This window comes from Paraburkholderia sp. 22098, from assembly GCF_052045935.1.
Lineage (GTDB): Bacteria > Pseudomonadota > Gammaproteobacteria > Burkholderiales > Burkholderiaceae > Paraburkholderia > Paraburkholderia caledonica.
In genome coordinates this window covers 437,478-451,692 of the sequence record NZ_JBQEPV010000004.1, presented here as the reverse complement: position 1 = coordinate 451,692, position 14,215 = coordinate 437,478, and the positions used below count along the sequence as shown (strand labels likewise).

The following is a 14,215-nucleotide window of genomic DNA, read 5'->3' as shown; positions in this document are numbered from 1 at the left end:
GCTGTTTGTTGTGAGTGGTGATGGATAAGCCCAGCTTGCGAACTAGCCGTGCCGGATCGCAATTGTCTTTAGCGCCGTGAAGCCATACAGCGCCTCGAAACCCTTTTCGCGCCCGTGGCCCGAATGCTTGACGCCGCCGAACGGCAGTTCGACGCCGCCGCCCGCGCCATAGTTGTTGATGAACACCTGGCCCGAGCGCAGACGCCGCGCGAGGCGCATTTGCCGCGCGCCGTCGCGTGTCCAGATGCCCGCGACGAGGCCGTATTGCGTGCCGTTCGCGAGCGCGAGCGCTTCGTCTTCGTCGCTAAAGGACATCGCGGCGAGCACGGGTCCGAACACTTCGTCGCGCGCGAGACGGTGACTCGCGGGCACATCGCGCAACAGCGTGGGCGCCTGATAGAAGCCGCTTTCCGGCGCTTCGGGAATCACCTCGCCATGCGCGGCCATTGCTATGCCGTCGTGTTGCGCGTCGGAGAGAAAGTCCCACACGCGCCGTTGCTGCTTCGCGTTAATAAGCGGCCCGCAGTCGAGATCCGCGTGCGAGGGGCCCACGCGCAGCGCGTTGAACGCGCCGCTCAGCCGGTCGAGCAAGGGCTCGTAAATCGCGCGGTCGATCAGCACGCGGCTGCCCGCCGAACATGTCTGCCCGGCGTTTTGCACGATCGCCGACACGAGTACGGGCAACGCGGCGTCGAGGTCCGCATCGGCAAAGACGAGTTGCGGCGACTTGCCGCCGAGTTCGAGCGTGACCGGCACGTGGTTTTCGGCGGCCATTTGTGTGACGAGCTTGCCGGTCTCGGGCGAGCCTGTGAACGAAATGTGATCGATGCCCGAGTGACGTGCGAGCGCCGCTCCCGCTTCATGTCCGTAACCAGTGACGATATTCAGCGCGCCTGCGGGCAGGCCCGCTTCGGCCGCCAGTTCGGCGACGCGCAGCACCGAGAGACACGCGTCTTCAGCCGGCTTGACGACGCATGCGTTTCCCACGGCAAGTGCCGCGCCCACGCTGCGGCCGAAAATCTGCATTGGATAATTCCACGGCACGATGTGGCCGGTCACGCCGTGCGGCTCGCGGATCGTCATCACCATATAGCCGGCCTGATAGGGCAGTGTTTCGCCATGCAGTTTGTCGGCCGCCCCGGCATAAAACTCGAAGTAGCGCACGAGCGCGGCGGAATCGGCGCGCGCCTGTTTGAGCGGCTTGCCGGTGTCGCGGGCTTCGAGTTGCGCCAGTTCTTCCTGGCGCGCGGCGACGAGCATCGACAGCCGATACAGCACACGTCCGCGTTCCGCCGCGCTTGCCGCGCCCCATGCGCCTTCGAACGCGCGGCGCGCGGCATGGACGGCGGCGTCGATATCCGCCGCGGTGCCCCGCGCAAGCTGCGTGAACGGCTGGCCGTCCGAAGGATCGAGCACAGCGATCGTCTCGCCGCCTGAAGCAGCGGACCATTCGCCGCCAATGAAGTGTCGGGCTTCTTCCATGCAGACTCCTTGAGATGTCGCGCAGCCGGCGTACGTTCAGCCAGACGCCGAAGCGGATGCCGTTACGCGGTGTTCACAAACCAGAGGCACAATCGAGAGACGCCAGACGATTATCGCGCCGATCCGGCGGCGGATGCCATCGGCCGATTGGCTATAATGGCGCATTCCGCACTGTCCGGCCGCTGCGCTCCTGTTCGAGGCAAGTTTTACGATGCATGCCCTCGAGCCCACGCGCCGCATGCCGTGCTCCAAATTCCATCCTGACCAGAGAGCGCTCATGAGCTTCAATCACGTCCCCGCAGGCAAAGATCTTCCGTACGATTTCAACGTCATCATCGAAATCCCGGCGCAGAGCGACCCGGTGAAATACGAAGCCGACAAGGATCTGGGCCTTCTCGTCGTCGACCGTTTCATCGGCACCGGCATGCGCTATCCCGCCAACTACGGCTTCATTCCCCAAACGCTGTCGGGCGACGGCGACCCGGTCGACGTGCTGGTGATCACGCCGTTCCCGCTGCTGGCAGGCTCGGTGGTCCGCGCACGCGCGCTCGGCATGCTGCAAATGACCGACGAATCCGGCGTGGACGCAAAGCTGATCGCCGTCCCGCACGACAAGATCTGCCCGATGACTGCCGACCTGAAGTCGATCGACGACGTCCCGGCGTACCTGAAAGACCAGATCAAGCACTTCTTCGAGCAATACAAGGCGCTCGAGAAGGGCAAGTGGGTGAAGGTCGAAGGCTGGGCGGGTATCGAAGCCGCGCACAAGGAAATCAGCGAAGGCGTGGCGAACCACAAGAAGTAAGCGGCTCGACGCGCTGATCGGAAGAATCACTGTTTCGCCGATCCAGTCGCCTCATGCAAAAAACCGCGCGAGCCCGAAGGGGCCGCGCGGTTTTTTTTTCGATGTGAGGATTGTGACGTCGAGCGTCGAAATGCCGGTATAGCCGCAGTGCATCCCGGAGATGAACCGAAGCCATTTTTATATCTCGGTGTAAACCCTTATTATTTGTGGCCCGCGGTGGATTCGGCTCACTGCCGGGACGTCTGCGAAAGCGCAGCAGCGAGCCCGCAACAAGCCCGCACCAAACCAGCAGTAAGCCCGCTTTGGGAGCACACCGTCCGGATGATGAACCGCAAGTCCAACCTGGCATCTTCTTCGCCCCGATGGTCGAATCGGCTGTATGCGATCGCGACGGCGATCTATCGCAAGCGGCCGGTATGGATGGTGTCGTTTTCCGCCAGCGAGGCGAGTCTCTCCGAAGGCTTGCGCGCCGCATGCGCGTCCACGGCAATGCTCGCGCTCGGCAATGTGTTGCACGATCCCACCTTCGCCTGGGCCGCGATCGGCGCGTTCTGGACCTGTCTCGCGGATGCCGCCGGTTCGAATCGCGCCCGCTTTGCCTCGATGATGGGCTTCGCGCTTCTCTCCACGTTATGCGGCGGACTGACCGCTTTTGCGTCGACCGAAGGAACGGCGTTCGCCGCGCTTGCGTTGCTTATTTTCACGAGCCTCGGCGCGTTCGGACGCATCTGGGGCGCTGCGACGTCGCAAGTGACGATTCTCGCCGCGACCGCTTGTGTCGTGATGGTTGACCGGCCCATGCGCGATGTGCGCGAAGGGCTTGCATTTCTCGGCGTCTATCTGATCGGCTGTCTGTTCGCGGTCGCGTTGAGCCTGACCGTCTGGCGCATCCATCCATTCGGCGCGAGCCGTGCTTCACTGCGGACGGTGTATGTGCGGCTCGCGGACATCGCGCTCGACAGCGCGCGTCTGCTTCAGCAGCGCAGCACCCCGCGAGAGTGGGCGACGCACGCCGCGAAATTCCGCGCGGATGCGCGCGCGGCGCTCGAACGCTCGCGCAAGGCGCTGGCCAGCGTGCCGGCGACGCGAACCGGCGCACGTGAGGCGTACGACACGCTGCTCGCGTTGCTGACCGAAGGCGAGGCGTTGTTCGCCTATCTGATCGCCGTCTCCGGTGCGTGCGAAAAAATGCCCGGCGATGAACGGCGCGCGACGCGCGCGGCGCGTCTCCTCACGGGCATGGGCGAGACGCTTCGCAGCATCGGCGCACAGGCGAACGAAGGGCGCTGGGAGCTTCTCGCCGAGTTGCAACTCCGTGTGCGGCGGCTCGCGGGGCGCCTCGAAAACGCGCTGATGGAGCCGGTGAAACTCAAGTCAGATTTCGAACTCGTCGATTTCACGCCGGTGCAAGCGCCGCCGCCGCGCTTCGCGGACAGCGTCGCTGCAACGCTTGCGCGCGTCTGGGCGACGCTGAAGGCGAACCTGTCGCTCGAGTCCGTCGGTTTGCGTCACGCGGCGCGCGTGGGCGTGACGACGACCGCGGGCTTTCTCGTGATCCGCGCGCTCGGCTTGCCGTTCGGCTATTGGGCGACGATGGCGACGTTGCTGATCCTGCAGCCTTCGATCGCGGCGACCTGGCCGCGCAGTATCGAGCGCGCGGCGGGCAGCATCGTCGGCGGCGTGCTGGCTGCAGGCATCGGCTATGCGATTCATTCTCCGCTCGGTATTTCGCTCGCGGTCTTTCCGCTCGTCATGGCGACGATGGCATTGCGCCCAGTCAGCTACAGCCTGTTCGTGCTGTTCCTCACGCCGACCTTCGTGCTCGTGGCCGACTTCGCGACACCAGGCGCAAGTGAATTCGCATACGCGCTCACGCGGCTCGGCAACAATGTGCTCGGCTGCGTGCTGGCGCTTTTCGCTACGTTTTATTTGTGGCCGACGCGGGAGAAGGGCGACTACCGCACGTATCTCAGCGACGCGGTCCGCGCGAATCTCGCGTATCTGATCGCGGCGCTCGAATCGCCTCGTCGAAGCGAAAAGGACATGGAGCGTTTGCGCCGCGCGGCCGGTCTCGGCAGCAACAACGCCGAGGAAGCCATCGCACGGATTCGCCTCGAAAAGCTGGAGGACTCGCTAGTCGATACGGTAACGCTGACGGTACTGAGTCTGTTGCGAAAAATGGCGGGCACGGCGACGCAGCTTCGGCTGAGTGCGAACCGGCGCGAGATGCAGGATAGCCACGACGAGCTTCGCGTGTGGCTCGCGGCTGTGAACGCCGATATCGAGGCGGCGCTGAATCGAACGATTTTGCCGCTGCGGCACGACCTTCCGGAGCGCGAGCGGCTGACGTCGCTCGAAGCCGATGCGGTGGGTGAGCTTGCGCTGATGCAGCGCTTGCTCACCGAACGCATGCGCGAGGCGCGGGGCTAAGCAACCGCGCCGTCAGGCAGCGCCGTTTTCCTCGGTCGCCTCTTCGATGCTGGTCGAAGCGGGTTCCACGACCGGCACCACCGACTCGAGCGTGCGTCCGCCCGCCGCGAGCACGCGCTTTTCCGAGGGCGCAAGGCGCTTCACCCAATACTCGGCACGCGAAGCACTGGAGCGGTCTGCCAGTTCGAACGATGCCAGCACGCGCACCGGCTTGCGTGAACGGGTGTAGCGCGCGCCCGCGCCGCTCACGTGTTTGTCGAAGCGCGCCTGCACGTCAGTTGCGATGCCGGTGTAGACGCTGCCGTCCGAGCATTCGAGCAGATAAAGAAACCACGCCATGGACGCGCTTCAGCCTTTGAACGGATTGTGTTCGCGCAGCTCGTCCACATACGCGTGGATGCTGTTCTTTTCATTGTCGAGAAAGTGGCCGACGGCATCGGCGAAAGCGGGATGCGCGAGCCAGTGCGCCGAGCGCGTGACCGTGGGCAAAAAGCCTCGGGCCATCTTGTGTTCGCCCTGGGCGCCGCCTTCGAATGCGCCGAGCTTTTCTTCGATGCAAAATTCGAGCGGCTGGTAGTACGCGGTTTCGAAGTGCAGGCACGGCACGTGTTCGAGCGCGCCCCAGTAACGGCCGTATAGCGTGCCGCCTGTTTTCGCGTCGCGCTGATAAACGACGAGCGAGCTCGCGATTGGCTTGCCTTCATATTCGGCGATCACGAGCAGCAGATTCTCCGGCATCGACGCCCCGATCATGCGGAAAAAGTCGAGGTTCAGATACGGAGTCGAAAAGTGCTCGCGGTAAGTTTGCCGATAACACTTGCTGAAGAAGCGCCAGTCGGCGTCCTGAATGTCCTCGCCGCGAATCCTGCGCATCGTGATGCCTGCCTCGTGTACTTTGCGGCGTTCCGCGCGGATGTTCTTGCGCTTCTTCTGTTCGAGCGTCGAGAGGAAATCGTCGAAGTCGCGGTAGCCGTCGTTGAGCCAGTGAAACTGCACGCCTTCGCGTTGCATCATGCCCATGTCGGCGAGCGCACCCGCTTCGGCTTCGGTCGGAAACAGCACGTGCAGTGAGGACACATCGGCCTGCTCGGCGAACGCCATCAATGTGGCCGCGAGATGCCGCAGCGCGTGCGCGTCGGCGGACAGCAGCCGGTTGCCCTGCACGGGCGTGAACGGCACGGCGCACAGGAGCTTCGGGTAGTAGGGCAAGCCGTTGCGCTTGTAGGCGTCGGCCCAGGCCCAGTCGAACACGTACTCGCCATACGAGTGGCCCTTCAGATAAACCGGCGCGGCCGCCGCGAGCTTGCCGGTCAGCGGGTCGGTCAGCGTGACGAATTGCGGCGCCCAGCCCGTGTCCGCAACCGCGCAACGGGTTGCGTGCAGCGCGCTTAGAAACTCATGCCGCAGAAAAGGCGTGGGCTGTGGCTGCTGAGCGAGAAGGGCGTTCCATTCGGCCGCGTCCACCTCGGAGGGCGACGCCAGAATGCCCGTGCGATAATCAAAGCGTTCCTGATTCAACTTGTGTGACTGTCCCAATGAGCGACGCGGCGCGCGTTATATAACGTCAAGCACTGCGTCGTTCGTTTATCCGAGTTGGCCGTTCCGTCGAGCCCAAAACAAGCCGCTTTATTTGCAAGCCCTCCGCAAGCTCTTCGCTTGCCCGTCGATCCTGCCATGAAGACACGAATCGCTCTCGCTCAAATCAATGTCACCGTCGGCGATTTCGCCGGCAACGTCGCGAAAATCGTCGCTGCCGCGCGTGACGCGCACAACGCCGGTGCGAAGCTGCTGGTCGCGCCGGAACTCGCGTTATCCGGTTATCCGCCCGAAGATCTGCTGCTGCGCCCCGCGTTCTATACCGCGAGCGCTGCTGCATTGGCCGATCTCGCCGCGCAACTGAAGCCGTTCGCCGGCCTGCATGTGATTGTCGGCCATCCGTTACGCGAGGTGGGCGACAGCGCGGCCCAGGGTCATGGTAATGCAAACGCGCCGATCCAGCGCGGCGTGCCGCCGGTCGATACGTTCAACGCGGCTTCGCTGCTTGTCGACGGCAAGGTAGCGGGCACCTATCGCAAGCAGGATCTGCCCAACACCGAGGTGTTCGACGAGAAGCGCTATTTCGCATCAGACGCGCAGCCATTCGTGTTCGAGCTCGACGGCGTCAGGTACGGCGTGGTGATCTGTGAAGACGCGTGGCATGCGTCGTCCGCGCAAATGGCGAAGGCCGCGGGCGCGCAGGTGCTGCTGATTCCGAACGGCTCGCCGTTCCACCTGAACAAGGAAGCGGTGCGCTTCGACATTCTGCGAGCGCGGATTCGCGAGACCGGGCTGCCGATGGTCTACGTCAACATGGTCGGCGCGCAGGACGAACTCGTGTTCGACGGCGGGTCGTTCGTGCTCGACGCGCAGGGTGAGCTGGTCGCGAAGATGCCGCAGTTCGAGGAGGCAACCGCAATCGTCGAATTCGACACGGCTCGCCCGGTGCGCGGCGAAACCGACGGTGGTAACAGCGGCGGCAACAGCGGCGGCAACGGCGGCATCGCGCCGGAGCTTTCGCTCGAAGCGCAGGTTTATGCGGCGCTCGTGATGGGTGTGCGCGATTATGTCAACAAGAACGGCTTTCCCGGCGCGCTCATCGGCCTGTCGGGCGGTGTCGATTCGGCGCTGGTGCTGGCGGTCGCGTGCGACGCACTCGGCGCCGAGCGCGTGCGCGCAGTGATGATGCCGTCGCGCTACACGGCTGACATTTCGACCACTGACGCCGCGGAAATGGCACGCCGCGTCGGCGTACGCTACGACGAAATTGCGATCGCGCCGATGTTCGACGCGTTCCGCAGCTCGCTCGCGCAGGAATTCGAGGGCCGTCCGGAAGATGCCACCGAGGAAAACATTCAGGCGCGTATTCGCGGCACGTTGTTGATGGCGCTGTCGAACAAGTTTGGCTCGATCGTGCTGACCACCGGCAACAAGAGCGAAATGGCGGTGGGTTACTGCACGCTTTACGGCGACATGGCCGGGGGCTTCGCGGTGATCAAGGACATCGCGAAGACGCTCGTCTATCGCCTGTGCCATTACCGCAATGAAGCCACGGCGTTCGGCAAGCAGAATGTGATACCCGAGCGGATTTTGACGCGCGCGCCGTCCGCGGAATTGCGCGAGAACCAGACCGACCAGGACAGCCTGCCGCCCTATGACGTGCTCGACGCGATCATGCGCATGTATATGGAAGAGGACCGCTCGCTCGCGGAGATCATCGCCGCGGGTTACGCGGCCGAAGACGTGAAGCGCGTTACGCGGCTCATCAAGATCAACGAATATAAACGCCGACAGGCGCCGATCGGCATTCGCGTTACGCATCGCGCGTTCGGTCGCGACTGGCGTTATCCGATCACGTCGCGCTACACCGAACCGGTGGAGTGAAGAGGCGCGCCGCTTGCGCCGGACTGCCGCAACGCATCCGGCGCGGCGTAGAATAAAAATCATCCATTCCTTTTCACTCTTCCAGTCACGAGACGAGGTTCGCCATGAAGCGCATCACCGCAGTCATCAAACCGTTCAAACTCGACGAAGTGCGCGAGGCGCTCGCTGAAGTCGGCCTGACGGGCCTGACCGTCACCGAGGTCAAAGGATTCGGCCGCCAGAAAGGCCATACCGAGCTCTATCGTGGTGCAGAGTATGTGGTCGACTTCCTGCCGAAAGTGAAGATCGAGGTGGTCGTGGCCGACAATCAATGCGATCAGGTGATCGACGCGATCATCGGCGCAGCCCGCACCGGCAAGATTGGCGACGGCAAGATTTTCGTCGCGGACGTCGAGCGCGTGATCCGAATCCGTACCGGCGAAGAAAACGAAGCGGCAGTGTAAAGCCGCTCGCGCACCGAAGCGGTGCGCCGGCGCCGAAACAAGGTCCGCGCAAGCACCACGCAACCTTCGCGCAACCTTCGCGCGACATCGCAAAACGCCGTGCGCCAATAAAAAACGGTGCGATACCCTTTCGGACATCGCACCGATACGCGCCTCTCGCAGCAGCGTGAAAAAGATTCTCTTGAAGAACTTCTAAGCCCCGAAGGCAGTGCCTTCGGGGAACACCGTTCGATTAGAACGAGTGTTGAATACCTGCGTACACACCGGTCTGGCTGTGGCCAGGCAGCGGGTTCTCGTTGTACGTAGTCGTGCCGCCCGAAGTGATGTTGCCGCCAGGGCCTGCAGCGTTCGCGTCGAGACCGAAGTTAGCGGTCTTGCTGTTACGCGCGGTCGCAACCTGGATGTCCAGCAGCGTGCGCTTGGACAGGTTGTACGAACCGCCGATCGTGTAGATCGTTGCGTTGCCGCCGTTCTTGTTGGCGTTGACGTGATACACCGCCGCGATCAGGGCTGCGGCCGGCGTGGCTTGCCACGTCACACCACCCCATTCGTGATCGAGCGACGTCGGCGATGTGCCTGCAGCGCTAGCAGCGGCGGACGTACGGACTGCCTGGTATGCGCCCTGGATCTTGAACTGACCGAGGAACACGTTGAAGGCTGCCGTGTATTCGCGCGATGCGGTGAACGGGTCGGTGAAGTTACCGTTTGCGGCGTTGCGGATTTCGTCATAGATACCGCGAACCTGGAACAGCGACGACGTGTACGTCAGCTGCAGACCTGCTTCACGGCCTTGCGGCGTCGTGCCGTTACCGTTCCAGTTCGTTGCGTTCGACAGTGCGTACTGACCGTACATGTCAAAGCCGTAGAACTTCGGCGACTGGTAAGCGAGGTTGTTGCTCGATTGCGGCCAGTTGCGGCCACGCACCAGCGATGCCGACGACCAGTTCGACTGACCGAACGGGTCGAAGTCCCACACGCCGTTCGAGATGAAGAGCATGCGACCCATCGTGAACGTACCGTACGTATTGTTCGACAGACCGACCGTTGCCCAACGATTGAAGAGACCGCCGCCGCCAGGACCTGCGCCCGTCATGGTGTTGAACGAGCCTTCCAACTGGAACAGGACCTTGTTGCCGCCGCCGATGTCTTCGACGCCCTTCATGCCCCAGAGGCTCGTGCCCCAGTCACCGCTTTCCGCGCGCCAGCGCGACGTGGAGCCGGTGTAGTTGGCGTTCGGCAGACCGCTTATGTATTCGATACCCGCGTCCAGGCGACCATACAGTGTCACGCTGCTTTGGGCATGCGCAACAACGCCGGCCGACATCAGCGCAGCGGCGAGCAAAGCTTTCTTCATCTTCTCCTCCATACCCTGTCAAAAAGTGAAACCCAGTACTGCGAATGGTGTTCGGACGTAAGCGCTCCGAACAGAAATCGGTACCAGGGAGATTAGCGGGCGGATTAGGTCTCCTGTCCTGACGTGCAGCCTTGGGACTGTCTCGTCGTCACGCCGATCCCTCGCCGACCGGTTCTCCTCTGTGCTTTGAAGTAAAACTACTTTTAATGAACTTTGTTTTGCTACTTTGGTTACTAATTTATCAAAAATACACTTGTGTGGGAGAAGAAATTAGTACCGGCGTTGACCTGTGTCTCCAAATTGCAATACGGATGTGTGCAAAGGCGCTTTCAAGCGCCTTGAAAAATAGCTGAATCCCTTGCGTGACAAGGGAATCACGGATCGGCGGGAGCAAGATTAAGGATTGCCACTATTGACGCTTCCAAAACGGCAAGGTAGTGCGAAAACGAGGGGCTGGAAGGGCGGTACGGCGGGGTTTTCGCGGTCGAAATGCATGGATTACGCAGGTGACCGAAACAAAAAAGGCGCTCGTAAGCGCCTTGTAAAACTACTTTCACTACAAGCGGTAAATGAGACACATGAGTTTGTCTCAAATACCAGGTTCTCCGATATGTCCGCTATTTGAGACTTCCGGAAAGAAACTGCTTGAGGCGCTCGCTACGCGTGTTGCGGAACACTTCGTCGGGGTGGCCTTCTTCTTCCACGCGGCCCTGATGCAGGAACATCACGTGGTTCGACACATTGCGCGCAAATGCCATCTCATGCGTGACAACGATCATCGTGCGGCCTTCCTCGGCGAGCGTCTGCATGACCTTGAGGACTTCGCCGACCAGTTCGGGATCGAGCGCGGAGGTCGGTTCGTCGAACAGCATCACGTCGGGATGCATCGCCAGAGCGCGCGCGATGGCGACGCGCTGCTGCTGGCCGCCGGACAGATGCGACGGATACTGCTTCTCCAGGCGCGGCGCGAGACCGACCTTCTCCAGATACTCGCGAGCGCGATCTTCGGCTTCCTTGCGCTTGAGGCCGAGCACGTTCACGGGCGCTTCGACGATGTTTTCGAGCACGTTCATGTGCGACCACAGGTTGAAGTGCTGGAACACCATGGACAGCTTGGTGCGCACGCGCTGCAACTGCTTCGGGTCGGACACGCGCAACGCACCGTTCTTGGCGATCTGCGTGCGGACTTCTTCGCCGTCCACGAAAATGCGCCCGGCGTTCGGCTGTTCGAGAAAGTTGATGCAGCGGAGCATCGTGCTCTTGCCGGAACCGGACGAGCCGATCACGCTGATCACGTCGCCGGCATTGGCCTTCAGCGTGACGCCCTTGAGAACTTCGTTATCGCCGTACTGTTTGTGAAGCTCGTCGACGAAGAGCTTTTGCTTCGTTGTGTTCATCAGAATCCTTGGGCGTGCTTACGTGCTGGCGCAATGCGCCGGTTACTTGCCTTGCGGCCGCAGGTAAGCGAGCCAGCGGCGCTCGGCGCGGCGGAACAGCCACACCAGCGCGAAAGAAATGCACAAATAGAGCAGGGCGGCGATACCGAACGCATTGAACGACTGATACGTCGCGGAGTTGACGTCGCGCGCGATCTTGAGAATATCCGGCACGGTCGCGGTGAATGCGACAGTCGTGGCGTGCAGCATCAGGATGACTTCGTTGCTGTAATACGGCAGCGCGCGGCGCAGCGCCGAAGGCAGAATCACGCGCCGGTACAGGGTGAACGACGACATGCCGTAAGCGCGTGCCGCTTCGATTTCGCCATACGGCGTAGCCTTGATGGCGCCGGCGAAAATCTCGGTGGTGTAGGCGCAGGTGTTCAGCGTGAACGCGAGCAGCGTGCAGTTCATGCCTTCGCGGAAAAACGCGTTGGTCAGCTCGTGATTGCGGACGATCTCGAGGCTATACAAGCCCGTGTAGCAAAGCAGTAGCTGCACGTAGAGCGGCGTGCCGCGAAAGATGTACGTGTAGAGCCACACGAGAGTGGAAAGCCATTTCTTCTTCGACACGCGCGCCACGGCGAGCGGAATCGACAGGCAGAAACCGAGGCCGATCGACACCACGAGCAGCCACAGCGTGATCGCGAGGCCGGTGAAGCGGTAGCCGTCGGTATAAAGATAGTTGCGCCAGTATTCCTGAATGATCTCGATCATAGATCCGCCTTTCGCACGCCGGTCGAGTAACGCTTTTCGAGGTACATCAGCACGAAGTTGGACACTGTGGTGATGACGAGGTAGATCGCCCCCGCGAACAGGGTGAAGAAGAAAAACCGCAAGGTGCCTTTGCCCGCGTCCTGCGAAGCCTTGACCACATCCGCCAGGCCGATGATCGACACGAGCGCGGTGGCTTTGACCATCACCTGCCAGTTGTTGCCGATGCCGGGCAGCGCGAAGCGCATCATTTGCGGGAACATGATGCGCGAGAACACCTGCCAGCTCGTCATGCCATACGCCGCACCCGCTTCGAGCTGGCCGCGCGGCACGGCGAGGAAGGCACCGCGGAACGTCTCGGTGAAGTACGCGCCGTAAATGAAGCCGAGAACCGCGACGCCGGCCACGAACGGGTCGATGTCGATCTGATCCCAGCCGAGCAGGTCGGTCAGATTGTTTAGCCAGATCTGGATGCTGTAGAAGAGTAGCAGCATCAGCACGAGGTCGGGCACGCCGCGCACAAGCGTGGTGTAGACCGTGCCGGCACCGTGCGAGAAGCGGTTCTTCGACAGTTTCGCCGCCGCGCCGACGAGGCCCAGCAAGAAAGCAAGCGCCAGGGACAACACCGCCAGTTTGACGGTCTGCCAGGTGCCGTTGAGAAGCAGCGGGCCGTAGCCTTGAAGGAACATATCGGGTCCTTGACGATGCGTTTGCGACGCACCGCGAAAGACGCGGCCGGCTCTGCACCGCATGTACCGCGAGCTTCGCTCGCTGTGATCCGCGGCGCACAGCGTACCGCTGTGCAAATCATGACTGCATGACCGTTGGCGGTCTTGCAGCGCGCTTTTCGACTCTCTTTGAAACTAGACCGACTGTATTACGAAGCCCGGGGGAAGCCCATGCGGGCGAGCCCCGAGTTCCATGGTGCCCGCGCCTCGCGCGAGCAGGCGAAGTGCCTGAAGCGGTGGCCCGCCTGTGAACCGTGCTTAGTGTCCGATCAGTGCCCAGGATAGATGTCGAAGTCGAAGTACTGCTTTTCGAGCTTCGTGAACGTGCCGTCCTGATGAACCTGTGCAAGAGCCCGATTGAACATGGTCCGCAGATCGGCGTCTTCCTTTCGCAGACCGATGGCCGTGCCTTCGCCAATGGTTTTCGGATCCTTCACTTCCGGACCGGCCCACGCAAAGCCTTTCCCGCGCGGCGTCTTCAGGAAACCGGCGTCGGCCTGGATCTCGTCCTGCAGCGCGGCGTCGAGCCGGCCGGAGGTGAGATCGGCGTAGACCTGATCCTGATTCTGATACGGCACGACGGTCACGCCTTTCGGCTCCCAATAAGCCTTGGCGTAGGCTTCCTGGGTCGTGCCCTGTTCGACGCCGATGCGCTTGCCCTTCAGGGATTCGGCGGTGGGCAGGAGCGGCGAGCCGGCTTTGGCGATCATGCGCGCGGGCGCGTCGAACAGCTTGTCGGAGAAATCAATCTGCTCGCGACGCTTGTCCGTGACGGTCAGCGACGACACGATCGCGTCGAACTTCTTGCCCTTCAGTGCCGGGATGATGCCGTCGAAATCCTGCTCGACCCACACGCACTTCACGTTCATTCTTGCGCACAGCGCTTTGGTCAGATCGACGTCGAATCCGACGACCTGGCCGCTGGGCGCCTTCGATTCGAACGGCGGATAGCTGGCGTCGACCCCGATGCGTACGGTTTTCCATTCTTTTGCCATGGCGCCGGTGGCCATGACGGCGAGCGCTACGCACAGTGCGAGCTTCTTCATGTTTCTCCTGGGTCAAACTGATCGTCGTGGTGTCCGATCCCGACGAACGCCGGCTTGTGGCCGGCGCCGCTATTCTAGGCGGCCAAAATTGTCGCGCCGCTTTGGGTCCCCTGCGCGGCGTTTCGGCGTTCAGGCGCTTTTGCGGCCACCGTGTACGATGAAAAGCGCGGTATTTTACCCGAACAGGGGCGCGGCGCCAGTGCGCAATGCCGGTCGGACAGGCGCGGCGGCGCACGCGTTGCGTATGCGCGACGCGTAGGCGGGTTCAGCCGGAGTGAGATCGGCCGCGGCCCCGTGCGATTACGCGGATTTGCGAAACGATCCGGTGCATTCGCGCCGATTGTGCGGCGGGCGCGC

General features: G+C 62.3%; 12 protein-coding genes. 4 read left to right on the top strand and 8 right to left on the bottom strand.

Annotated elements, in window-relative coordinates; all coding sequences use genetic code 11:
- Positions 1 to 42: 42 nt before the first annotated feature.
- Positions 43 to 1,482: an aldehyde dehydrogenase family protein gene (locus tag ACTJLB_RS11275; protein WP_440783291.1), complete on the bottom strand. Its 1,440-nt coding sequence runs from the start codon at positions 1,480 to 1,482 to the stop codon at positions 43 to 45.
- Positions 1,483 to 1,759: 277 nt separating this feature from the next.
- Between ACTJLB_RS11275 and ppa the strand changes: the two genes are divergently transcribed.
- Positions 1,760 to 2,287: an inorganic diphosphatase gene (ppa, locus tag ACTJLB_RS11270; protein WP_440783290.1), complete on the top strand. Its 528-nt coding sequence runs from the start codon at positions 1,760 to 1,762 to the stop codon at positions 2,285 to 2,287.
- A gap of 321 nt (positions 2,288 to 2,608) precedes the next feature.
- A complete protein-coding gene (locus ACTJLB_RS11265; protein WP_440783289.1) occupies positions 2,609 to 4,717 on the top strand; it encodes an FUSC family protein in 2,109 nt (702 codons plus the stop codon).
- A gap of 12 nt (positions 4,718 to 4,729) precedes the next feature.
- Here the strand turns inward: ACTJLB_RS11265 and ACTJLB_RS11260 are convergent, their stop codons facing one another.
- Positions 4,730 to 5,056 (bottom strand): GIY-YIG nuclease family protein, encoded by a 327-nt coding sequence (locus ACTJLB_RS11260; RefSeq protein ID WP_087751325.1) that lies wholly within the window; start codon positions 5,054 to 5,056, stop codon positions 4,730 to 4,732.
- Between the two features lie 9 nt (positions 5,057 to 5,065).
- A complete protein-coding gene (locus ACTJLB_RS11255) occupies positions 5,066 to 6,235 on the bottom strand; it encodes a GNAT family N-acetyltransferase (protein WP_440783288.1) in 1,170 nt (389 codons plus the stop codon).
- 156 nt (positions 6,236 to 6,391) lie between these two features.
- Here ACTJLB_RS11255 and ACTJLB_RS11250 point away from each other — a divergent pair, with 156 nt between their 5' ends.
- Both ACTJLB_RS11250 and glnK read left to right on the top strand, forming a co-directional pair.
- Positions 6,392 to 8,137, top strand: a complete 1,746-nt coding sequence (locus ACTJLB_RS11250) for an NAD+ synthase (RefSeq protein ID WP_087751571.1) — start codon at positions 6,392 to 6,394, stop codon at positions 8,135 to 8,137.
- A gap of 104 nt (positions 8,138 to 8,241) precedes the next feature.
- The gene (gene glnK, locus ACTJLB_RS11245; protein WP_006048444.1) at positions 8,242 to 8,580 is read left to right on the top strand and encodes a P-II family nitrogen regulator; all 339 of its coding nucleotides are present in this window, start codon (positions 8,242 to 8,244) and stop codon (positions 8,578 to 8,580) included.
- A gap of 232 nt (positions 8,581 to 8,812) precedes the next feature.
- On the opposite strand, the gene ACTJLB_RS11240 is transcribed toward glnK, so the two are convergent.
- The 5 genes from ACTJLB_RS11240 to ACTJLB_RS11220 form a co-directional block, all read right to left on the bottom strand.
- The gene (locus tag ACTJLB_RS11240) at positions 8,813 to 9,934 is read right to left on the bottom strand and encodes a porin (RefSeq protein ID WP_027775623.1); all 1,122 of its coding nucleotides are present in this window, start codon (positions 9,932 to 9,934) and stop codon (positions 8,813 to 8,815) included.
- Between the two features lie 617 nt (positions 9,935 to 10,551).
- Entirely contained in the window at positions 10,552 to 11,331 is a 780-nt protein-coding gene (locus ACTJLB_RS11235; RefSeq protein ID WP_020065251.1) for an ABC transporter ATP-binding protein, read from the bottom strand.
- Between the two features lie 42 nt (positions 11,332 to 11,373).
- A complete protein-coding gene (locus tag ACTJLB_RS11230) occupies positions 11,374 to 12,087 on the bottom strand; it encodes an ABC transporter permease (protein ID WP_020065252.1) in 714 nt (237 codons plus the stop codon).
- The gene (locus ACTJLB_RS11225; protein ID WP_020065253.1) at positions 12,084 to 12,773 is read right to left on the bottom strand and encodes an ABC transporter permease; all 690 of its coding nucleotides are present in this window, start codon (positions 12,771 to 12,773) and stop codon (positions 12,084 to 12,086) included. The genes ACTJLB_RS11230 and ACTJLB_RS11225 overlap by 4 nt, the downstream gene beginning before the upstream one ends.
- A 308-nt stretch (positions 12,774 to 13,081) precedes the next feature.
- Entirely contained in the window at positions 13,082 to 13,858 is a 777-nt protein-coding gene (locus ACTJLB_RS11220; RefSeq protein WP_440783287.1) for an ABC transporter substrate-binding protein, read from the bottom strand.
- Positions 13,859 to 14,215: the final 357 nt, after the last annotated feature.

Coding starts and splice junctions, on each gene's coding strand:
- ACTJLB_RS11265 (WP_440783289.1), top strand. CDS start 2,609: ATGATGAACCGCAAGTCCAACCTGGCATCTTCTTCGCCCCGATGGTCG.
- ACTJLB_RS11220 (WP_440783287.1), bottom strand. CDS start 13,858: ATGAAGAAGCTCGCACTGTGCGTAGCGCTCGCCGTCATGGCCACCGGC.
- ACTJLB_RS11260 (WP_087751325.1), bottom strand. CDS start 5,056: ATGGCGTGGTTTCTTTATCTGCTCGAATGCTCGGACGGCAGCGTCTAC.
- glnK (WP_006048444.1), top strand. CDS start 8,242: ATGAAGCGCATCACCGCAGTCATCAAACCGTTCAAACTCGACGAAGTG.
- ACTJLB_RS11235 (WP_020065251.1), bottom strand. CDS start 11,331: ATGAACACAACGAAGCAAAAGCTCTTCGTCGACGAGCTTCACAAACAG.
- ACTJLB_RS11240 (WP_027775623.1), bottom strand. CDS start 9,934: ATGAAGAAAGCTTTGCTCGCCGCTGCGCTGATGTCGGCCGGCGTTGTT.
- ppa (WP_440783290.1), top strand. CDS start 1,760: ATGAGCTTCAATCACGTCCCCGCAGGCAAAGATCTTCCGTACGATTTC.
- ACTJLB_RS11275 (WP_440783291.1), bottom strand. CDS start 1,482: ATGGAAGAAGCCCGACACTTCATTGGCGGCGAATGGTCCGCTGCTTCA.
- ACTJLB_RS11225 (WP_020065253.1), bottom strand. CDS start 12,773: ATGTTCCTTCAAGGCTACGGCCCGCTGCTTCTCAACGGCACCTGGCAG.
- ACTJLB_RS11250 (WP_087751571.1), top strand. CDS start 6,392: ATGAAGACACGAATCGCTCTCGCTCAAATCAATGTCACCGTCGGCGAT.
- ACTJLB_RS11230 (WP_020065252.1), bottom strand. CDS start 12,087: ATGATCGAGATCATTCAGGAATACTGGCGCAACTATCTTTATACCGAC.